This window comes from Halomonas faecis (assembly GCF_010993975.1).
Taxonomy (GTDB): Bacteria; Pseudomonadota; Gammaproteobacteria; order Pseudomonadales; family Halomonadaceae; genus Halomonas; species Halomonas faecis.
Window position 1 is genome coordinate 183,594 of sequence record NZ_JAACZO010000052.1, and the last position, 19,840, is coordinate 203,433.

The following is a 19,840-nucleotide window of genomic DNA, read 5'->3' on the forward strand; positions in this document are numbered from 1 at the left end:
CGTTATGGAGCCCTTGATGGCCGTGGTTATCGGACTTATCTATGCGGCGGCAATCTTCATGATGTTGCGTCGTTCGATCGTCAAGCTGGTGATCGGCCTCATGCTGCTCTCCAACGCTGCCAATCTGCTGATCTTCACCTCGGCGGGCATGACTCGCGGGGCACCGCCGTTGATTCCCGAGACTCTCGTCGAACCCCTGGGAACGGTGGCTGACCCGTTACCGCAAGCCGTGGTGTTGACTGCCATCGTGATCGCCTTCGGCGTGTTGGCCTTCGCGGTGGTGTTGATTCGCCGTGCCTACGAGATCGTCAAGGCCGATGACCTGGACAAGATGAAGGAAACCGATACGTGAGGCCAGAAGTCGCTCTTCCCGTTCTGCTGCCGCTGTTGTCGGGGGCCGTGTCGCTGCTTTTCTGGCGCTCGCGCCCCATGCAGCGCTTCATGGCCGTGGCTGGAAATGTCGCCTTGCTGTTGCTTGCGCTATGGTTACTGCTCACCGTGAACCGGGAGGGGTATGTCACGCTGCAGATGGGAGGCTGGCCGGCTCCTTTCGGCATCACCCTGATAGCCGACATGCTCAGCGCGGTGATGGTTCTCCTCACTGGCATCATCGGTCTGGCCTTGGCGATCTACTCCCTGGCGACCACCGGTCCCGGTCACGAGAAATTTGGCTACTATCCGCTCATGCATCTCCTGCTGGCAGGGGTGGCCGGCGCCTTTCTCACCGGTGACATCTTCAACCTCTACGTGTGGTTCGAGGTGATGCTGGTGGCTTCCTTTGCTCTGCTGATCCTTGGCGGTGAGAAGGCTCAGATGGAAGGGGCCATCAAATACGTGACCCTCAACCTTCTGGCGTCGGTGATCTTCCTGACGGCCGTGGGGCTGTTGTACGGCATGGTCGGTACCCTCAACATGGCAGATGTCGCGCAACGCCTAGCGGTGGCCGAACACCGTGGCATGGTCGAAGTGCTGGCAGTCATGTTCATGGTGGCGTTCGGCATCAAGGCGGCGGCGTTTCCACTGTTCTTCTGGCTTCCGGCTTCCTATCACACGCCGCCGGTCGCGGTATCGGCCTTGTTTGCCGGGCTTCTGACCAAGGTCGGGGTTTATTCGCTGTTTCGCGTCTTCACGCTGATGTTCGACCAGACGCTGGGTTACACCCAGGACCTGTTGTTGTGGGGAGCGGCGTTCACCATGGTTACCGGCGTGCTCGGGGCGGCGGCGCAATACGAATTCCGACGTATCTTGTCGTTTCACATCGTCAGTCAGATCGGTTACATGATCTTGGGGCTGGCACTGTTCACGCCGCTGGCCATCGCCGGTGGAATCTTTGCGGTGATGCACAACATCGTGGTCAAGACCAACCTCTTTCTGATCAGCGGTATCACCCGGCGGTTGCAGGGTACTTACGAACTCAAGAAGATGGGGGGGCTGTATCGTACCCAGCCGTGGTTATCGCTGGCTTTCTTCCTCTCTGCCTTCTCGCTGGCGGGAATTCCGCCACTGTCGGGGTTCTTCGCCAAGTTCGTCATCTTGCGTGCCGGCATCGAGGCCGGAGCCTATGGCGTTTCGGCGGTGGCGTTGGCAGTTAGCCTGCTGACCCTCTACTCCATGGTCAAGATATGGAACGAGGCTTTCTGGAAGTCGCTGCCGGAGGACAACCGAGTTCCGGTGGAAGAGGTCATCGTGGGAGATGACGGTCGCATGGTGCCGCCCAGCCTATGGCTGATGTACCTGCCGGTCATGATATTGGCCATGTTCGCACTGCTCATCGGGTTGTTCGCTGAGCCGCTGATGGAGGTCATGCTGCGCATCGGCGATCAGTTGATGCATCCCGAGGGATACATCGAAGCCGTGCTGGGCACGGCGGTCGGTGTCGAAGAGGTGTTGATCGATGCTGACAGCGGGGAGACAGCGCCATGATGGGAGCGATCTGGAACCTGCTGCTGGCGCTGGCATGGGTGACCCTATCCGGAGATTTCTCAGGGGCCAATCTGGTGGTGGGCCTCGTGTTCGGCTACGTATCACTGATATTGATCCAGCCCCAGGTGCCGGCTCTTGCCGGCTACCCGGCCCGAGTACCGCGAATTCTGCGTTTCTTGGTCTTTTTCATAAAGGAGCTCGTGCAAGCCAACCTGCGTGTCGCATTCGACATTCTAACGCCACCTTGGTACATGTCGCCGGGCGTTATCGCGCTACCCCTCGAGGCGCGAACCGAGCTCGAGATCACCATGGTGGCCAATCTGATATCACTGACGCCGGGAACGCTCAGCCTGGATGTCTCCGACGATCGCAAGGTGCTCTACATTCATGCCATGTTCCTCGATGATGAAGAGGAACTACGCCGCAATCTCAAGGAAATGGAATGTCGAGCCCTGGAACTTTTCCGCTGAAATCGCACGAGGTGTGATGTGGATACCGTGATCTTGATTAGCCAGGTATTGATGGGCCTGGCCTTGGTGCTGGCCTTCGTGCGTGTGGTCCGCGGCCCCAGTCTTCCCGACCGAGTCGTCGCTCTGGAGCTGTTCGCCAGCACCGTGGTTGGCATGGTAGGGGTGTATGCCATCAAGATGGACGTTTCCAGTTTCCTGGATGCCGCTATCGTCATTGCGCTGATGGGCTTTCTGACGGCCATCGGTTTCGCTCGCTTTCTTGAGCGGGGAGGACCTCGTGATGATTGAGTTCGTCAAGGGCTTTCTTGTCATTGCGGGAGCCACCTTCATGCTGTTGGCGGCATTGGGCATCCTTCGCCTGCCGGATCTACTCACCCGCATGCACGCCACCACCAAAGCCGCGGCACTGGGCGTGATTCTGCTGATGTTGGCCGTAGCCCTGCACTTTCTCCAGGTGGCGGTCGTCGCGCGTGCCTTCGCGATCATCGTCTTCGTGTTGATGACGGCACCGGTAGCGGCTCATGTCATCGGGCGTGCCGGTTACTTCGTGGGCTCCAAGCTCTGGGATGGCACGGTCAAGGACGAATTGCGTCCCAACTACGATCCCTTGACGCACGAACTCAAGAGCGGGTTGGAAACCGAGGCCAATGCGCGTCGCGACATCAAACCTTCGCCACAGGAGAGCGACGAGGAGTAGCCGCAGGCGTCCGTCGTCGCAGCGCGCCTGTCGCTCAGCCAGCCTTTCACGGCGCGTGAAGTCCAGCGAGGCGCTGCGCCTGCCGGGGTGGCCGTGATATCCGAACTGCGCGATGATGCGCTGCCTGCATACTCCATGGAGAACCGGAACCACCATGAAGCGCACCCTGACTCTCGGCTTGATGATGGCGCTGCTGGCCGGCTGCCAGAGCAGCCCTGCCGTCGAAGCGAAGGCAGCGGACGAGCCGGCTGCCGAACGGGCGAGCCTGGCCGCCGATGACGTGGCAGAGGCGGCAACGTTTGACGATTTCGCTAGCTGGTTGGCCAGTTTTCGGCGCCAAGCCCGCGCCGAGGGCATCGACTCAACGACTCTGGATCGCGCGCTGCAAGGTTTGCGCTATCGGCCTCGGGTCATCGAACTCGACCGCTCTCAGCCCGAGTTCGTGCGCCCCATCTGGCAGTATCTCGACAGCGCCGTGTCGGCCAGTCGCGTCACCAATGGGCGCGATCGCCTGTCCGAACATTACGATACGGCAAATGACGTCGAACGTCGCTACGGCGTACCGGCCGAGATCTTGGTAGCGATCTGGGGCGTGGAGAGCAACTACGGCAGCAACTTCGGCGATTTCTCCACTCTCGAGGCACTCGCCAGCCTGGCCTTCGAGGGGCGTCGCCGTGATTTCGCCCATGACGAACTGTTGGCCGCTCTGCGCATCATCGCGGCGGGAGACATCGCTCCTGACGACATGATCGGCTCCTGGGCGGGAGCCATGGGACATACCCAGTTCCTGCCTTCGAGTTTCACGGTCTATGCCGTCGACGCCGACGGTGATGGCCGCCGGGACATCTGGGGCAGCATCCCCGACGTGCTGGCCTCCACGGCCAACTACCTGGCCGAGTCGGGTTGGCAGCCCGGCCAGCCCTGGGGGGTGGAAGTCCGGCTGCCACAGGACTTCGACTACGCCCAGGCCGAACTCTCCACCCGTCGCTCCAGCCGCGAGTGGGCCGCCCAGGGCGTGCGCCCGGTGGGGGGTGGCGAGCTGCCGGCCTTCGCGGCGGCGGCAGTGATCACGCCGGCCGGGGCGCGCGGGCCGGCCTTTCTGGTAGGGCCCAATTTCCGGGCCATCCTGCGCTACAACAATGCCACCAGCTATGCCTTGGCCGTGGCCACTCTGGCCGACGAACTCGCCGGACGCGATGGCATCCTGACGGGCTGGCCGCGCGGCGAACAGCCGTTGGCGCGCCGGCAGGTTCGTGAGATGCAGCGCTCGCTCAATCGGCGCGGCTACGAGGTGGGCGTGGCCGACGGCATTCTCGGTCCCAATACCCGTCGTGGCCTGCGCGACTTCCAGCGCGCCATCGGCGAGACCCCCGATGGCTTCGCCACCCGTCGCCTGCTGGAACGGCTGACTCGATAGCGCAACGAGGAGAACGCGGATGAGAGGACAGAGTCTGGTCGCCGCACTGGCTGCGGCACTGCTGGTGTTCGCCACGGCCAGTGCCCAGGACGAAGCGGAGGTCTTTGGCTGGGTGGAGAAGGCGACGCTCGAACCCTGGGGCGTCGAGGTGAAGGCCAAGCTCGACAGCGGCGCCTTGACCTCCTCGCTGGATGCCCGCGATATCGAGCGCTTCGACAAGGAGGGCGAGCGCTGGGTGCGATTCCGCCTGGAGCTCGAGGATGAGGCAAGCGGCGAGACCTTCTCCAAGACGCTGGAGCGGCCGGTCTACCGTCGTCTGAAGCTGATCGGCGCCGGTGGCAGCGATCGCCGTCCGGTGGTGCTGCTCGAGGTATGCCTGGGCGACACCGTCTACGAAGAGCAGTTCAGCCTGCGCGACAGAGGGGGCATGAATTATCCGATGCTGCTTGGGCGCCGTACCATCGGTCACCTGGGGCTGCTCGACGTGACCGAGACCTTTCTGACCGAGCCCGACTGCGGAGAGGATGCGGAGCTGGTGGAGCATGACCCCGATGAGGAAGCTCCACCTGACGGCGGAAAGACGGAAAAGAGCTAGCCGTCCGTCGGGGTTGGCCGGCGTTGAATCCGGCAGTCTGCTAGAAGAGGCGCGCCAGCAAAGCAGTCACCGCCGTCTCCACGCGCAGTATGCGCGGCCCCAGGTGAATGCCCTGGCAGCCCGCGGCCTGCAGCCGTTCCACCTCCCAGGGAATGAAACCGCCTTCCGGCCCGACCAGCAGCAGGGTCGGTTCGTGAATCCCGCGTGGGCATTCGGTCGGCATCCCCGGGTGGGCGAGCAGGCCGCGGCGGTCGTCGAGCAGGCCGGGCAGTTCGTCCTCGACGAAGGGGCGAAAACCCTTGGCCAGGGTGACCTTCGGCATTGCGGTGTCGCGAGCCTGTTCCAGGCCCAGCACCAGATGCGCGTGGATCTTGTCGGCAGTGAGCTCCGGCGACTGCCAGTAGCTCTTCTCTACGCGTCGGGTATTGAGTAGGGTGAGTTCCTTCACGCCCAGCGCGGTGACGTGCTCCAGGGTTCTCGCCAGCATGCGAGGTCGCGGTAGTGCCAGCGCCAGGTGCACCGGCAGCGGCGGCGGCGAGGCCTGATCCAGGGCGTCCAGGGCGAAGCGTGCCTCGTGGGCGTCGAGGGAGAGCAGTTCGCCGTGGCCGATGCCGCCGTCCTCGATCCCCAGCGTCAGGTGATCGCCCGGACGAGCATGGTGCACCTCCCGCAGATGACGTAGGCGGCGCGGGTCGCGAACTCGTGCCAAACGGGGGGAAACGACGTCAGCGGGAGCAAGCAGTATCAGGTTCATCGGCTCTCGTGGAATGCTCGGATTTGCATGGGCGGTGGGGCGGTGCACAATAGCGGCATGACGAGCGCCCGCCAGCCACGACAAGGAGAAACGCCGTGCGCGTGATTCGCAAGTATGCCAACCGTCGGCTCTACGATACGGAACAGAGTCGCTATGTGACCCTCGAGGATCTGCGCCGCCTGATTCTCGATGAAATCCCCTTCCGCGTCGAGGATGCCAAGAGCGGCGAAGACCTGACCCGCACCATTCTGTTGTCGATCATCATCGAACAGGAGCAGGCCGACGGTGAGGCGCATGTTTTTTCCAACGACCTGCTGGCGCAGTTCATCCGCGTCTACGATATGGCTCAGCCGCTGCCGTTGGCCCGCTACCTCGAACAGGGCACGCAACTGATGCTCGAGCAGCAGAAGCACATGCAGGATCAGTGGCAGCAGGCCATGCGACACTCGCCCATGGAGTTGATGCGGGAGCTGGCCGAGGAGAACATGCGCTTCTGGCAACAGACCATCGGTCAGGCCGCCAACGGCAAAGGCCCGGGCGATGGCAAGGACGACGACAAGACGTCATGAGCAAAGCGGCGTCATCCGGCGCTTTCTGACATAATGCTGCGACGTTTCGAGTTGGCAAGAAGGTGTTGCAGATGCAAGTGCTGATCATCGGCGGCGGAGGCCGCGAACATGCCCTGGCCTGGAAGATCGCCCGGTCGCCGCGGGTCGATCGTGTCTTCGTGGCGCCCGGCAATGCCGGTACGGCACGAGAGACCGGTGTGGAGAACGTCGCCATCGACGTCGCCGACCTCGATGGCCTGGTGGCGTTCGCCCGCGAGCGCGACGTGGCTCTGACCGTGGTCGGTCCCGAGGCGCCGCTGGTGGCCGGCGTGGTCGATCGCTTTCGCGCCGCGGGGCTGACAATCTTTGGTCCCACGGCGGGTGCCGCCCAGCTCGAAGGGTCCAAATCCTTTTCCAAGGACTTCCTGGCTCGCCACGCCATTCCCACCGCCGAGTACCGCACCTTCACTGCGGTCGCCCCGGCGCTGGACTACCTCGCCGAGAAAGGGGCGCCCATCGTCATCAAGGCCGATGGGCTGGCCGCCGGCAAGGGCGTGATCGTCGCCGAGACCCTGGCCGATGCCGAGTCGGCGGTGCGCGACATGCTCGAGGCCAACGCCTTCGGCGATGCCGGAGCGCGGGTGGTGATCGAGGAGTTCCTCGACGGCGAAGAGGCGAGCTTCATCGTCATGGTCGACGGCGAGACGGTACTGCCGCTGGCCACCAGCCAGGATCACAAGCGCGCCTACGACGGCGATGCCGGTCCCAATACCGGTGGCATGGGCGCCTATTCGCCGGCGCCGGTGGTCACCGAGGCGGTCCATGAGCGCATCATCCAGCGCGTCATTCAGCCCACGGTGCAAGGCATGGCAGCGGAGGGGTATCCCTATACGGGCTTCCTGTATGCCGGCCTGATGATCGACCCCGAGGGCAACCCCAGGGTGATCGAGTTCAACTGCCGTTTCGGCGACCCCGAGACCCAGCCGATACTGCTGCGACTCGAATCGGACCTGGCCGCACTGTGCCTGGCCGGGGCGCGAGGCGAGCTGGCCGGCCACACCTGCGATTGGGAGCCGCGCGCCGCCGTGGGCGTGGTGATGGCCGCCGGCGGCTATCCGGGCCGCTATCGCAAGGGCGATGCCATCGAGGGGCTCGACGCTGCGGAGGCTAGCGGCTGCAAGGTCTTCCACGCCGGCACCGCCGAGCAGGACGGCCGGATCGTCACCGCCGGTGGCCGGGTGCTGTGCGTCACGGCCCTCGGCGAGGACGTCGGCACGGCTCGCGACCTGGCCTACCGTGGCGTGGCGGCGATCGACTGGCCTGGCGTCGAGTACCGTCGCGACATCGCTTTCCGTGCCATCGAAAGAGAGCGCCAGGCCGGCTGATCCTCGGCCGCTACGCCACGACCCGCGAACGACATGATCAGGAGTCAGCATGGAGCGCATCAGACTGGACTTTCCCGACGCGGCGATCATTCATCGTCAGGCGCTGGCGGTTCGCATCACCGACATGAACTATGGCCGCCATCTGGGCCACGACGCCCTGGTGTCGCTGCTCCACGAGGCGCGTGTGGCGGCGCTGGCATCGCTGGGCCTTGCCGAGTGGGATCTGGGTGGCTGCGCCAGCGTGGTCGCCGATCTCGCGGTGCAGTACCAGGCCGAAGCGCGCTGGCCCGACGCTCTCGTGGCGGAGACCGCCGTGCGTCCACCCGAAGGCAAGGCGCTCACCGTCTACCAGCGGCTGCGTCGCGAGGATGACGATCGGGTGGTGGCCACGGCGCGGCTCAACCTGGTGCTGCTCGACCCGGTCAGCGGGCGGCCCACGGCGGTGCCGGCGAGCGTGCGGGATGCAGTGACCCGGGCGGGGGCGGCCTGATGTCCCGTGAGTACCCGGTCATTGCGGTGACCGGCTCTTCCGGCGCTGGCACCACCACGGTGAAGCGTACCTTCGAGCGCATGTTCGCTCGCGAGGACGTGCACGCCGCCTACGTCGACGGCGATGCCTTCCATCGCTACACCCGCGACGAGCTGACGCGGATCTTCCGCGAGGAGCCCGAACGCAAAGACGAGCTCTCCCACTTCGCCGTGGAGGCCAACCTGCTCGATCGTCTCGAGACGCTGTTTCAGGAGTATGGCGAGCACGGCACCGGCACTTACCGTCATTACATCCACGCCGAAGACAAGCAGATGATCGAGGCCGGCTGCCAGGTCGGCACTTTCACCGAGTGGCAGCCGCTGCCCTGCGGTACCGACCTGCTCTTCTACGAAGGGCTGCACGGTGGGCTGGTCACCACCGATCATGACATCGCTCGTCATGTCGACCTGCTGATCGGCGTGGCGCCGACCATGAATCTGGAGTGGATACAGAAGATCGACCGCGACACCAAGCTGCGCGGTTACTCCCAGGAGGCGGTGATCGACACCATCCTGGGGCGCATGGACGACTACGTGCGCTACATTCAGCCGCAGTTCTCGCGCACCCACATCAATTTCCAGCGCGTGCCGACCGTGGACACCTCCAACCCCTTCGAGGTACAGGACATTCCCACCGATGCCGAATCCTTCGTGGTGATTCGTTTCCGCGATCCCTCCACGGTGGACTTCCCCTGGTTGCTGGCAATGATCCAGGATGCCTTCATGAGCCGCCCGCACACCCTGGTGGTGCCGGGGTCGCGCATGCCGCTGGCCATCGAACTGATCATCGCGCCGCTGGTGCGTCACCTGCTCGCCCAGCGCCGTTTCCGCTGAACCGCTCATTCGAACCACGCCACGGAGATCGATGACCATGGATTGCCTGTTCTGCAAGATCATCAATCGCGACATTCCCGCCGACATCGTCTTCGAAGACGACGAGGTGCTGGCCTTCAACGACATCAACCCCCAGGCGCCTACCCACATCCTGATCATTCCCAAGCGCCACATCGCCACTCTCAACGACATCGCCGACGAAGACCGCGCCCTGGTGGGACGGCTGCCCCAGGTTGCCGCGCAGCTGGCCAGGGAGAAAGGCTTCGCCGACGACGGCTACCGGGTGGTGATGAACTGCAATGAACAGGGCGGCCAGACCGTCTATCATATACACATGCATCTGATGGGCGGCCGACGCTTTACCTGGCCGGCTGGGTAGTCGGCGTTTCTGCGGGCAACCGCGCGCGTTGCGGCGTTCGGCGCATCGGATGCATCCCAGGTGTCGCCGTATGGCGCACCTGGGGCTTCGTCTGAGGCTATGTCTGAAAAGTCGGCGAGTGCGGCCGGTTCTCGGCTCGGCCTAGGCGTCGACGATGGAGAACGAGTGGCTGATCTCCACGCCCCCCTGAGCGAGCATGATCGAGGCGCTGCAGTACTTGTCGGCCGAGAGCTCCACGGCGCGCTGCACCTGTTTCTCCTTCAGCCCGTTGCCACTGACCGTGAAGTGGACGTGGATCCGGGTGAACACCGCCGGCACGGCGTCGGCGCGCTCGGCCTCGATATGGGCCACGCAGTCGCTGACCGGGGCGCGGGATTTCTCGAGGATCTCCATCACGTCGAAGGCGGTGCAGGCGCCCATGCCCATGAGCAGCATTTCCATGGGACGCGGGCCGGTATTGCGGCCGCCGTGGTCGGGCGGGCCGTCGATGACCACGCTGTGGCCGCTTCCCGATTCGGTGACGAACTGGCGGCCGTCGGTCCATTTCACAGTGGCTTGCATGGCGGATTTCCTCGAGTCGTCGTGAAAACGCAGGCGGCCAGCATAGCAGCTGGCGCGGCGCGGCTCAGCCTCGAGCCGTACGTTGGCTTGCGCCGTCGACAGCTCCCGGGGCGCTGGACCGTCGAGGAGGCGCTGTGAACCCCTCCCTGGGCGCTACCTTCGCCATCCCTGGCGAAGGACCTCCTCTTCGACCTGTCCCCGGCAAGCCGTCATGTCTGGCTGTTCAGGCCGCGCAGCCGGGCGTCCAGCGCGGCCAGCCGTTCGGGGGTGCCCACGTCGACCCAGGCGCCGCGGTGATGGCGTCCACCCACGCGCCCTGCGTCCATGGCCTTCTGGAGGTGCGGTGCCAGAGGAAAGGCGCCGGGGGCCTGATCGGCCACCAGCGCCGGGTCGAGCAGGCTGATGCCGGCGAAGGTCAGGCGCGGCTCGCCCACGGCATGCACGCGACCATCGGCATCCAGGTGAAAGTCGCCGCCGGGGTGGTGGCCCGGGTTGTCGACCAACACCAGGTGGGCCAGGTCGTCTTCCAGAGACGGCAGGCCGGCGAGTTCGACATCGCACCAGACGTCGCCGTTGATCAGCAGGAAAGGCGTCTCGCCGAGCAGCGGCAGGGCCTGGCGGATGCCGCCGCCGGTCTCCAGGGGGGTGGGTTCGTGGCTCCAGGCGATGCGCACGCCGATCTCTCGGCCGTCGCCCAGTGCCGCCACGATCTGCTCGGCGCGATAGCTGACGTTGATCACCACGTCGCGAATGCCGGCGCAGGCTAGTCGCTCCAGGTGGTGCACGATCAGCGGCTTGCCGCCCACCGGCAGCAGCGGCTTGGGGCAGTGGTCGGTGAGCGGGCGCATGCGCTTGCCGAGCCCGGCGGCGAGGATCATGGCCTTCATGTCGAAGCCTCTTCCGCTGCGGCCAGTCGTGTCGTCAGCGCCGGGCGGAACGTCTCGTCGAGCCAAGCTCGGAAGTCGTTGTGACCGCCGAGGCCGGCAAGCGCCGTTTCGAGGTGGTCGAGGAAGTGCGGCAGCCGTTCGAGGTAACCCGCGCGATCGTCGCGCAGCGTCAGGCGGCAGAATATGCCCAACACCTTCAGCGAGCGCTGGGCCGCCATGGCTTGAGTCTGCTCGAGGAAGGTGGCAGGCGGCAGCGAACTCGGCAGTCGACCATCGTTTACGGCCCGCTGCCGGAAGGCCTCCACCCAGGCGTCGAAGCGTGCCGGAGGAAAGCGGCAGTAACGCCCGCACAGCAGGGAGATCAGATCGTAGCTGATGGGCCCGGCTACGGCGTCCTGAAAGTCGATCAGGTAGAGGCGGTCGTTCGCCACCATCAGGTTCATGGCGTCGAAATCGCGGTGCACGCTGACTACCGGCTGTGCCAGGGCGCTGTCGATGAGCGCTTCGTGCAGCGTGTCCCAGCCCGGAGGAACGGCCAGGCCGAGCCATTCGCTCAGGCACCAGTCGGGGAAGAGCGCGAGCTCGCGGCCGAGCAGGCCGGCATCGTAGACCGGCAGGGCGTCGGGCCCGGCGCGATTCTGCAGTTCGTGCAGCAGCGCCATGGCGCGCTCGTGCCACGCCAGGGTGTCGGGGTGTTCGTTGCCCGGGAAACAGTGCTGCAGCGAGGTATTGCCGAGATCGTCGAGTTCCAGGAAGCCGGCGTCGAGGTCGATGGCGTGCAATGCCGGCACCGGCAGGCCGGCGGCCCGCCAGCGCTGGGCGATGGCCACGAAGGGTCGGCTGTCCTCGTGCTCGGGGGGGGCATCCATCACCATGCGCGTGGTGCCATCGGGCAGGGTCAGACGGAAGTAGCGGCGAAAGCTCGCATCACCCGCTGCTAGGTGCAGGCGAATGGCGTCGGGGGGCAGGTCATGGCACTCTGCCGCCCAGCGGTGCAGATGGGCTAGGCGCAGGTTGGGGGACTCCTTGGACATGCAGGCTCCTTGCGAATGGGCAGGCGAAGTCAGTGGGTTTCCGCTTCGGCCTGCCTCCGGCGCCCCGCCGAGCCCGGCTGCGATTGCCATGGCGGTCGGGGCGGCCGGTTGACGCTCGTGGCGGGCCAACGCATGCTGAGCCGCGGGTGCGGCGCATGCGACAGGCGATTCGGCCTGTATAATACCGATTCTCTTTGCCAAGGACACCGAGGACCATGGGCAAGCGACATTCAGGGATGGCCCTCGCCGGGCTGTTGACTGCGGGGCTGGCCGGTGTGTCGGCCACCGCCGCTGCGCCTCCCGAACCGCTGCCGGGGGAGCAGCTCGATTTCCGCCCGTGGGGCGATGACCGACCGGCCGGCGCTCTGTGTCGTGGGCGCTACCTCATGCCCGATTACCGCATACCGGCCGCGGACGACCCGGAGCGGGTGCGCAGCGAATCGGAGCGTGCCGACTACGGCCAGGACGGTGAGACGATACTGCGTGGCGAGGTGGTGCTGCGCCGCGGCGACAGCCAATTGGAGGCTTCCCGCGTCACGGTGCCAGCCGACCGCAAGCGGGCCCTCGCCAGTGGCCCCCTGGCGCTGCGCGATCCGGGGTTGCTGGTCCGTGGCGATGCGGCCGAGCTGTCGCTGGTGAGCGATGCGGCGAGTGTCGACGCTGCCCACTACGTGGTTCACGAGCAGCACCTGCGCGGCGATGCGCTGCGCCTGGCGCGCCTGGAGGATGGTCGCTACCGGCTGACCTCGTCGAGTTTTACCACCTGCGACCCCGGCGACGACCTGTGGCGGCTGGTGAGTAGCGACCTGGTGCTGGATCGAGCAAAGGGGTTCGGCACGGCACGTCATGCGCGTCTGGAAGTGGGCCAGGTTCCCGTCTTCTACTGGCCCTGGGTGCGCTTTCCCATCGACGAGCGCCGCCAGACCGGCTTCCTGTGGCCCGAGCTGCAGGCCTCGGGAGATGGCGTCGACTACGCACAACCCTTCTACTGGAACATCGCGCCGAACCAGGACGCCACTCTCACCCCGCGCTGGATCAGCGACCGCGGCCTGTTGCTGGGCGGCGAGTACCGCTATCTCCTTCCCTCGGACAGGGGGCAGATCGAAGGCGCCTATCTGGCCGACGATGATGGCGGCAGCGGCGATGCCGATGCCGCCTCGCGGCGCCACGAGGGCGAGTCGCGCTGGTACGTCGACTACCGGCACAGTGGCCGCTTCGATGCCCGTAACACCTACGACCTGCGCTACGGCGCCGCCAGCGACGGCCGCTATTTCGATGATTTCGGCAGCCTGTTCGGCGACGACCCCGCCAACATGCAGCGTCTGGCGCGCCTGAATAACCGCGGCGAACGCTGGCAGCTGGAAGCGCGCGCCCAGGGCTTCCAGCGCCTCGACGATCCCCTGCGCGACCGCAACAAACCCTTCTATCGGCTGCCCAGCCTGAGCGCCAGCGCACGCTGGTCGCAGTCGAACGGTTTCTATCAGCAGTGGGGCTCCAACTACACCTACTTCTGGCGCGACGTGAATGAGGCCGAGCTGCCGAGCAACGAGCGCTATGACCGTGAGTCGGCCGTTGGCTCGCGCGTGCATCTGACCCCGGCGGCTGGCTGGCGTTTCGATGCTAGCTGGGGGCACCTGGAGCCGCGGGTGGAGTGGCTCGCCACTGCCTACGATCTCGACTATGGCGAGCGCGACGTCGACCGCGACACGTCCTTGACCCGGCAAGTACCAGTGACCTCCATCGATGCTGGCCTGGTCTTCGAGCGCGAGCTCGACGTCTGGGGGCGCGATTACCGCCAGACCCTGGAGCCGCGCGCCAACTACGCTTTCGTGCCGGGCCGCGACCAGCGCGAGTTTCCCGATTTCGACACCAACGAGCGCGCCTTCTCCTGGGGGCAGCTGTGGTCGCCGCACCGCTTCACCGGCGCCGATCGGGTCGGCGACCTCAACCGGCTGTCGCTGGGCGTCGACTCGCGCCTGCTCGAGGACGGCTCGGGCCGCGAGCGTCTGGCGCTGGGCCTGGGGCAGGCACTCTACTTCGATGATCGCTACATCGACATGGGCAACGACGAAGCGTCCGGCGACCCCGATGTACTGCCCAGGTCCCCGGAAGAGGGTGGCAACTTCCAGCGCTACCATCGTGCCACCCGGGAGCGCTCGCCGCTGGTCGCGCGGCTCGATTGGCAGGTCACCGATGCCTGGCGCACCCGTTGGCAGTGGCTCTACGATGATCAGCTCGAGCGCACCGAACGCGCCTCGTTCGACGTACAGTATCGCGCCGATGCGGGCCACGTGGTGAACCTCGGCTACCGCTGGGAACTCCAAGGCTTCGATCCTTCGGTCGAGCGTGACGACGACGACTTCCGCAACTTCGACCGCGAAGAGTTCGATCTCTCGGCGGCGTGGAAGCTGTCGCCGCAGCTGGAGCTGATCGGCAAAGCGACGTATGACAACACCAACGACCGAATGCTGGAACAGCTGGCGGGTGTGCAGTGGAACGACTGCTGTTATGGTCTGCAGCTAGTGTGGCGTGAGTGGGTCGAAGACGGTGACACCGCCCGCCTCGCCGACGACACCACCGATCGCGGGTTCTTCCTGCGCTTCGTGTTCAAGGGGTTGGGCGGCGTCGGCGGCGATGCCGGCAGCGAGTTCGGACAGACCGTTCCCGGCTATCGCGCCACCCCGTTGCGGGTCGGCCAAGACGATTTCTGACAAGAGACCACATGAGAGGAAACATCGACATGCGCAGTGAGCGAACCACGAGGCTGGGCGTGGCCCTGGCGCTGGCCCTGTCCCTGGGGATCGGCATGGCCCCGCTGACCCTGCACGCCCAGGAGAGCGAGAGCGATTTTCAGCCGGTGGCCAGACAGTCGCTGGATCGCATCGTGGCCGTGGTCAACGACCGGGCCATCATGGCCAGCGAACTGGAACAGCGGGTGGAGCAGGCGCGCAGTCAGCTGGTCAGTAGCGAGATCGATGTGCCGCCGGAAGCCTCGCTGCGTGAGCAGATGCTCGACCGGCTGATCGTCGAGGAAATTCAACTGCAGCTCGCCGAGGATGCCGGCTTGTCCGTCGACGACACCGAGCTCAATCGCCAGGTGCGCGGCATTGCCGAAAGCAACGGCATGACCCTGGAAGCGTTTGCCGATGCCCTCGAGGCCGACGGTCTGAGCCTAGGCCAGGTGCGCGACGAAGTGCGTCGTCAACTGCTGCTGCGTGAGCTTCAGCAGCGTCAGGTGGGAGGGCGCGTCAACCTGACCGAACGGGAAGTCGAGCGCTTCCGCGAGCAGCAGGGCGGCAACGTCAGTCGCGAGCAAGCCAGTCAGGCGCTGTTCCAGCGCAAGGCCAACGAGGCGCTGGAAGCCTGGATTCAGGAGATCCGCGCTGAGGCCTTCATCGACAAGCGGCTTTCCGAATTACGGTGATGACGCGCCAGGCGCCGCCCTTGCTGGCATTGACCACCGGCGAACCGGCCGGGATCGGCCCGGAGCTCGTCGTTCAGCTTGCCGCGGCTGGTGAGTTGCCATCGCGGACGGTGGCGGTGGGCGATCCCGCGTTGCTCGCCGAACGAGCGGGGTTGCTTGGCGTGACGCTCGAACTGCGTGAGCTGGCCCGAGACGAGGCCGTGCCCGCCCCGGCACCCGGCGTGTTGCCGGTGTGGCCGGTGGCGCTACGCGCGCCGAGTCGCCCCGGTACGCTTACCGTAGCCAATGCCGCCTACGTGCTCGAGACCCTCGACGTGGCGGTCGAGGCCTGCCGTGCCGGGCATGCCGACGCCATGGTCACCGCTCCCCTGCACAAGGGAGTGATCATCGAAGCGGGTCATACCGGGTTTCGTGGCCACACCGAGTACCTGCGCGATGCCTGCGGCATCGACGAGGTGGTGATGATGCTCGCCACCGACCGGGCGCTGCATGCTCGCGATACGAGCTGGCGGGGCGGCGGAGCGCTGCGCGTGGCATTGGCCACCACCCATCTGCCGCTGCGCGAGGTGGCCGATGCCGTGACCGCACCGCGTCTCGAGCGCATCCTGCGCATCCTGAGTGCCGACCTGATGCGCTGGTACGGCGTAGAGACACCACGCATCGCCGTGTGCGGCTTGAACCCGCATGCTGGCGAGGGTGGCCATCTGGGCACGGAGGAGCGTGATGTCATCGTCCCCGTGCTCGAGGCGCTGCGCGCGGAAGGGTTTGCCCTTGACGGCCCGCTGCCGGCGGATACCCTGTTCACGCCACGCCACCTGACCGGGGTCGACGCCGTGCTGGCCATGTACCATGACCAGGGGCTGCCGGTGCTCAAGTACGCCGGCTTCGGTCGCGCCGCCAACGTGACGCTGGGCCTGCCGTTTCCGCGCACCTCGGTGGACCACGGCACCGCCCTCGACCTGGCCGGCCGTGGAGAAGCCGATGCCGGCAGTCTGCGCGTGGCCCTGGCACTGGCCACCGAGATGGCCGGCCGTGGGGAAAGGGTTCCGCGTGGCTAGACTTTTAGCAGGGTGCCGGGGGCAGATTGCCGAGGATGTCATTTGCCATGGAGGGCAAATGTAGCGTCCAGGGAAGGATTCACAGCGCGTCCTCGGTGATCTTCGCCCCGGCGCCCCCAGCAGCAACGACCCAGAAAAGGACGACCCTGAATGGCATCCCGCCCGCCGGCCCCTCGCGCCCGCAAGCGCTTCGGCCAGAACTTCCTGCGCGACCCCGGTATCATTGCGCGCATCGTGCGCGCCATCGGTCCGCGTCCCGGTGAACGGCTGATTGAAATCGGCCCCGGCCAGGGAGCCCTGACCGAGCCGCTGCTCGAGGCAACGGATGGCCGCCTCGAAGTGATCGAACTCGACCGCGACCTGGTCCCGGGGCTGCGCGTACAGTTCTTCGCCCATCCCGACTTCGTCGTCCACGAGGCCGATGCGCTGACGTTCGATTTCCGCGAACTGCGCGGCGATGGCGAGCCGCTACGCGTGGTGGGCAACCTGCCCTACAATATTTCCACTCCCTTGATCGCTCACCTGCTCGAGGCGGGTGATGCCATCGCCGACATGCACTTCATGCTGCAGAAGGAAGTGGTCGAGCGGCTCGCCGCCGAGCCCGGTGGCGCCGACTGGGGTCGGCTGTCGGTCATGGCTCAGTATCGCTGTGCCGTCGAGGCGCTGTTCACGGTGCCGCCGGAGGCCTTCGTGCCGCGCCCCGGGGTCGACTCGGCCATCGTGAGGCTCACGCCCCATGCGGCGTTGCCTTTCCCGGCCCGCGACGAGACGCTGCTCTTCGATGTGGTGCGCCAGGCCTTCGGCCAGCGGCGCAAGACGCTGCGCAACAACCTCAAGGGCCGCATCGGCGCTGAGGCGTTGCAACGGCTGGGCATCGATCCCGCTCGCCGGCCGCAGACCCTGGCAGTCGAGGAATTCGTGCGCATCGCCAACCACCTGGCGACGGCAGAGGAGGGGACGTCATGAGTCAAGCCCCTGATGCGCTGCAGCCCCGCTCCATCCGCATCGATGTGGAGCCGACCTATCGCGAGGAAGAGTCGTCCGGCGCCGAAGCCCGCTACGTCTTCAGCTATACGGTGACGATCCACAACCACTCTGCTCGCAGCCTGCAGTTGCTGGCGCGTCACTGGAAGATCACCCAGGGTAGCGGCCAGGTACAGGAAGTGCGTGGCAAGGGCGTGGTCGGCCAGCAGCCGATGATCGGCCCGGGGCAGACCTTCCGCTATACCAGTCGTGCCATCCTCGATGCCCCGGTGGGCGTGATGGAGGGGGAGTACACCTGCGTGGACACGGTCAGCCAGCGTCCCTTCGAGGTGCCCATTGCACCATTTCGGCTGGCCGGGCCCAACCAGGTGCACTGAATCACTGGACGAGGAGACGCCATGACCACCTATGCCATCGGGGATCTGCAGGGCTGCCATGCCGAATTCGTCGAACTGCTCGAACGGCTCGCCTTCGACCCCAGCCGCGACCAGCTATGGCTGGTCGGCGACCTGGTCAATCGCGGCCCCGGCTCGCTGGCCTGTCTGCGTGAGGTGCGGGCTCTGGGCGAGGCGGCCGTCACGGTGCTCGGCAATCACGACCTGCACCTGCTGGCGGTGGCCCGCGGGGGCGCTTCGCTCAACCGCAAGGATACCCTGACGGGGATTCTCGAGGCGCCGGATCGTGAAGCGCTGCTCGACTGGCTGCAGAGCCAGCCGCTGCTGGTGCGCCGGGGGGACGATGTCATGACCCACGCCGGGCTGCTGCCGCAGTGGTCGGAGGAGCAGGCCGAGCGGTTGGCTCGGGAGGTGCAGACGCGGCTGGCCGGCGAGCGCTCCGGTGCCTTCCTCGAAGCGATGTACGGCAATACGCCGCGCTGCTGGCGCGATGAGCTGGCAGGGCTCGATCGTCTGCGCGTCATCGTCAACGTCTTCACCCGCATGCGCTTCATCGACGCCGAGGGGTGCCTGGACTTCACCGCCAAGGAAGGGCTCGACAGCGCACCGCCCGGCTTCGCTCCCTGGTTCCAGTTCCCGCGCCGCGACGAGGTGCGCTTGATCTTCGGTCACTGGGCTGCGCTGGAAGGCAGGACGCCGGGCAGCCGCGTACGCGCCGAGGCCCTGGACACGGGTTGTGTATGGGGAGCGAGTCTCACCGCTCTGAACCTCGACAGCGGCGAGCGGGTGAGCGTGCCCAGCCGGCAGCGACGCTGAGGTGGCTATGACCGGCATGGACGACCCCGTCATCGAAGGTCTCGACGTCTATCGTGTGGGCGGGGCGGTACGCGACGCCTACCTCGGCTGGCCGGTGAGCGACACCGACTGGGTGGTGGTGGGCGCGACGCCGGAAGCGATGCGACGCCGCGGCTTCAAGCCGGTGGGGCGCGACTTTCCGGTCTTTCTGCATCCCGAAACCCATGAGGAGTACGCCCTGGCGCGTACCGAGCGCAAGTCGGGTCACGGCTATACCGGGTTCACCGTGCATGCCAGACCAGACGTGACGCTGGAGGAGGATCTGGCGCGGCGCGACCTGACCATCAACGCCATGGCCGAAACGCCGGACGGCCAGCTCGTCGACCCTCACGGCGGGCTCGCCGATCTTCGGGCACGAACCTTGCGCCATGTGTCCCCGGCCTTCGTCGAAGACCCGCTGCGCGTGCTGCGTACGGCGCGCTTTCTGGCCCGCTACGACCATCTCGGTTTCACCATCGCTGACGAGACCCGGGCGCTGATGCGGCAACTCGCCAGGAGTGGCGAACTCGAACACCTGGTGGCCGAACGGGTGTGGACGGAAACCGAAAAGGCGCTGGCAGAGCCGAGCCCGGCCGCCTACTTCCGTGCCCTGCACGATTGCCAAGCACTGGCAGCGCTACTGCCGGAGCTGGCCGACGATGAGCGGTGGCTCGACACGGCGCTTGGCCGGCTTGACCGGCTGCCCGCCATGCTCGAGGCCAGCGATCGGCGCTGCTGGCGCTGGGCACGGCTGGTGGAGCACCTGGGCGATGAGGCCCGCGAGGCAATCGCCGAACGACTGCGTCTGCCGCGCGTCTATCGCGACCTGGCACGCCAGGTGGCGCTGACGCGCTGGCTGTGGCAGGCCACCGTGATCGATGCCGACAGCGTGCAGCGGTGGCTGGATGACATCGACGCCTGGCGACGCCCCGAGCGGGTGGCCCCTTTGGTGGGGCTGTTGCAGCGCGAAGCGCCACCGCATGGCGTGGCTGTGGCGCACGGCTGGGCGGCGGCTCGACAGGTGGCGCCGCAGCCGCTGCTGGCAGCGGGGTATCGGGGGGCCGCTCTGGGCGAGGCGTTGACGCGGGAGCGCCGCGTCAGGCTGGCCGAGGCGCTGGCAATCGGCTGATGCG

At 66.2% G+C, this 19,840-nt stretch carries 23 protein-coding genes; 19 read left to right on the plus strand and 4 right to left on the minus strand.

Features of this window, described 5'->3' with window-relative positions; genetic code table 11:
- Positions 1-4: 4 nt before the first annotated feature.
- From GFD32_RS15430 to rloA3, 7 genes are all read left to right on the plus strand, one after another.
- Positions 5-352, plus strand: coding sequence for a Na+/H+ antiporter subunit C (locus tag GFD32_RS15430; protein ID WP_163577481.1), 348 nt, complete (start codon positions 5-7; stop codon positions 350-352).
- Positions 349-1,923, plus strand: coding sequence for a Na+/H+ antiporter subunit D (locus GFD32_RS15435; RefSeq protein WP_163577482.1), 1,575 nt, complete (start codon positions 349-351; stop codon positions 1,921-1,923). Before GFD32_RS15430 ends, GFD32_RS15435 begins: the two co-directional genes overlap by 4 nt.
- Positions 1,920-2,393: a Na+/H+ antiporter subunit E gene (locus tag GFD32_RS15440; protein WP_163577483.1), complete on the plus strand. Its 474-nt coding sequence runs from the start codon at positions 1,920-1,922 to the stop codon at positions 2,391-2,393. Before GFD32_RS15435 ends, GFD32_RS15440 begins: the two co-directional genes overlap by 4 nt.
- Before the next feature lie 18 nt (positions 2,394-2,411).
- The gene (locus GFD32_RS15445) at positions 2,412-2,681 is read left to right on the plus strand and encodes a monovalent cation/H+ antiporter complex subunit F (RefSeq protein WP_163577484.1); all 270 of its coding nucleotides are present in this window, start codon (positions 2,412-2,414) and stop codon (positions 2,679-2,681) included.
- The gene (gene mnhG / locus GFD32_RS15450; protein WP_163577565.1) at positions 2,674-3,090 is read left to right on the plus strand and encodes a monovalent cation/H(+) antiporter subunit G; all 417 of its coding nucleotides are present in this window, start codon (positions 2,674-2,676) and stop codon (positions 3,088-3,090) included. The genes GFD32_RS15445 and mnhG overlap by 8 nt, the downstream gene beginning before the upstream one ends.
- A 154-nt stretch (positions 3,091-3,244) precedes the next feature.
- A complete protein-coding gene (locus GFD32_RS15455; protein WP_163577485.1) occupies positions 3,245-4,507 on the plus strand; it encodes a lytic murein transglycosylase in 1,263 nt (420 codons plus the stop codon).
- A 19-nt stretch (positions 4,508-4,526) separates the two neighbouring features.
- The gene (rloA3, locus tag GFD32_RS15460; protein ID WP_163577486.1) at positions 4,527-5,102 is read left to right on the plus strand and encodes a retropepsin-like aspartic peptidase RloA3; all 576 of its coding nucleotides are present in this window, start codon (positions 4,527-4,529) and stop codon (positions 5,100-5,102) included.
- Between the two features lie 40 nt (positions 5,103-5,142).
- On the opposite strand, the gene GFD32_RS15465 is transcribed toward rloA3, so the two are convergent.
- Positions 5,143-5,856, minus strand: a complete 714-nt coding sequence (locus GFD32_RS15465; protein ID WP_163577487.1) for a 16S rRNA (uracil(1498)-N(3))-methyltransferase — start codon at positions 5,854-5,856, stop codon at positions 5,143-5,145.
- 95 nt (positions 5,857-5,951) lie between these two features.
- On the opposite strand from GFD32_RS15465, the gene phaR reads away from it, so the two are divergent.
- The 5 genes from phaR (at position 5,952) to GFD32_RS15490 (ending at position 9,530) form a co-directional block, all read left to right on the plus strand.
- The gene (gene phaR / locus GFD32_RS15470) at positions 5,952-6,425 is read left to right on the plus strand and encodes a polyhydroxyalkanoate synthesis repressor PhaR (RefSeq protein WP_163577488.1); all 474 of its coding nucleotides are present in this window, start codon (positions 5,952-5,954) and stop codon (positions 6,423-6,425) included.
- Between the two features lie 71 nt (positions 6,426-6,496).
- Positions 6,497-7,789 carry a phosphoribosylamine--glycine ligase gene (gene purD, locus GFD32_RS15475; protein ID WP_163577489.1) on the plus strand — a complete coding sequence of 431 codons (1,293 nt, stop codon included), beginning with the start codon at positions 6,497-6,499 and terminating at the stop codon, positions 7,787-7,789.
- Positions 7,790-7,838: 49 nt separating this feature from the next.
- Positions 7,839-8,279: an acyl-CoA thioesterase gene (locus GFD32_RS15480; RefSeq protein WP_163577490.1), complete on the plus strand. Its 441-nt coding sequence runs from the start codon at positions 7,839-7,841 to the stop codon at positions 8,277-8,279.
- Positions 8,279-9,151 (plus strand): phosphoribulokinase, encoded by an 873-nt coding sequence (locus GFD32_RS15485; protein ID WP_163577491.1) that lies wholly within the window; start codon positions 8,279-8,281, stop codon positions 9,149-9,151. Before GFD32_RS15480 ends, GFD32_RS15485 begins: the two co-directional genes overlap by 1 nt.
- Before the next feature lie 37 nt (positions 9,152-9,188).
- Positions 9,189-9,530 (plus strand): histidine triad nucleotide-binding protein, encoded by a 342-nt coding sequence (locus GFD32_RS15490; protein ID WP_163577566.1) that lies wholly within the window; start codon positions 9,189-9,191, stop codon positions 9,528-9,530.
- 141 nt (positions 9,531-9,671) lie between these two features.
- Here GFD32_RS15490 and GFD32_RS15495 read toward each other — a convergent pair whose 3' ends face one another.
- The 3 genes from GFD32_RS15495 to GFD32_RS15505 form a co-directional block, all read right to left on the minus strand.
- Positions 9,672-10,091: an OsmC family protein gene (locus GFD32_RS15495; protein WP_163577492.1), complete on the minus strand. Its 420-nt coding sequence runs from the start codon at positions 10,089-10,091 to the stop codon at positions 9,672-9,674.
- Between the two features lie 209 nt (positions 10,092-10,300).
- Positions 10,301-10,978, minus strand: coding sequence for an N-acetylmuramate alpha-1-phosphate uridylyltransferase MurU (gene murU, locus GFD32_RS15500; RefSeq protein ID WP_163577493.1), 678 nt, complete (start codon positions 10,976-10,978; stop codon positions 10,301-10,303).
- A complete protein-coding gene (locus GFD32_RS15505) occupies positions 10,975-12,012 on the minus strand; it encodes an aminoglycoside phosphotransferase family protein (RefSeq protein ID WP_163577494.1) in 1,038 nt (345 codons plus the stop codon). Before GFD32_RS15505 ends, murU begins: the two co-directional genes overlap by 4 nt.
- 215 nt (positions 12,013-12,227) lie before the next feature.
- On the opposite strand from GFD32_RS15505, the gene GFD32_RS15510 reads away from it, so the two are divergent.
- The 7 genes from GFD32_RS15510 to GFD32_RS15540 all read left to right on the plus strand — a co-directional run bounded on the left by GFD32_RS15510 (position 12,228) and on the right by GFD32_RS15540 (position 19,836).
- Positions 12,228-14,723, plus strand: coding sequence for an LPS-assembly protein LptD (locus GFD32_RS15510; protein WP_163577495.1), 2,496 nt, complete (start codon positions 12,228-12,230; stop codon positions 14,721-14,723).
- Positions 14,724-14,752: 29 nt separating this feature from the next.
- The gene (locus GFD32_RS15515) at positions 14,753-15,436 is read left to right on the plus strand and encodes a SurA N-terminal domain-containing protein (RefSeq protein ID WP_163577496.1); all 684 of its coding nucleotides are present in this window, start codon (positions 14,753-14,755) and stop codon (positions 15,434-15,436) included.
- Positions 15,436-16,494 (plus strand): 4-hydroxythreonine-4-phosphate dehydrogenase PdxA, encoded by a 1,059-nt coding sequence (gene pdxA, locus GFD32_RS15520; protein WP_163577497.1) that lies wholly within the window; start codon positions 15,436-15,438, stop codon positions 16,492-16,494. Before GFD32_RS15515 ends, pdxA begins: the two co-directional genes overlap by 1 nt.
- 150 nt (positions 16,495-16,644) lie before the next feature.
- Entirely contained in the window at positions 16,645-17,460 is an 816-nt protein-coding gene (gene rsmA / locus GFD32_RS15525; protein ID WP_163577498.1) for a 16S rRNA (adenine(1518)-N(6)/adenine(1519)-N(6))-dimethyltransferase RsmA, read from the plus strand.
- Positions 17,457-17,855, plus strand: a complete 399-nt coding sequence (gene apaG / locus GFD32_RS15530) for a Co2+/Mg2+ efflux protein ApaG (protein WP_163577499.1) — start codon at positions 17,457-17,459, stop codon at positions 17,853-17,855. The genes rsmA and apaG overlap by 4 nt, the downstream gene beginning before the upstream one ends.
- Positions 17,856-17,876: 21 nt before the next feature.
- The gene (locus GFD32_RS15535; RefSeq protein ID WP_163577500.1) at positions 17,877-18,689 is read left to right on the plus strand and encodes a symmetrical bis(5'-nucleosyl)-tetraphosphatase; all 813 of its coding nucleotides are present in this window, start codon (positions 17,877-17,879) and stop codon (positions 18,687-18,689) included.
- Positions 18,690-18,705: 16 nt separating this feature from the next.
- Positions 18,706-19,836: a polynucleotide adenylyltransferase gene (locus GFD32_RS15540; RefSeq protein ID WP_240455676.1), complete on the plus strand. Its 1,131-nt coding sequence runs from the start codon at positions 18,706-18,708 to the stop codon at positions 19,834-19,836.
- Positions 19,837-19,840: the final 4 nt, after the last annotated feature.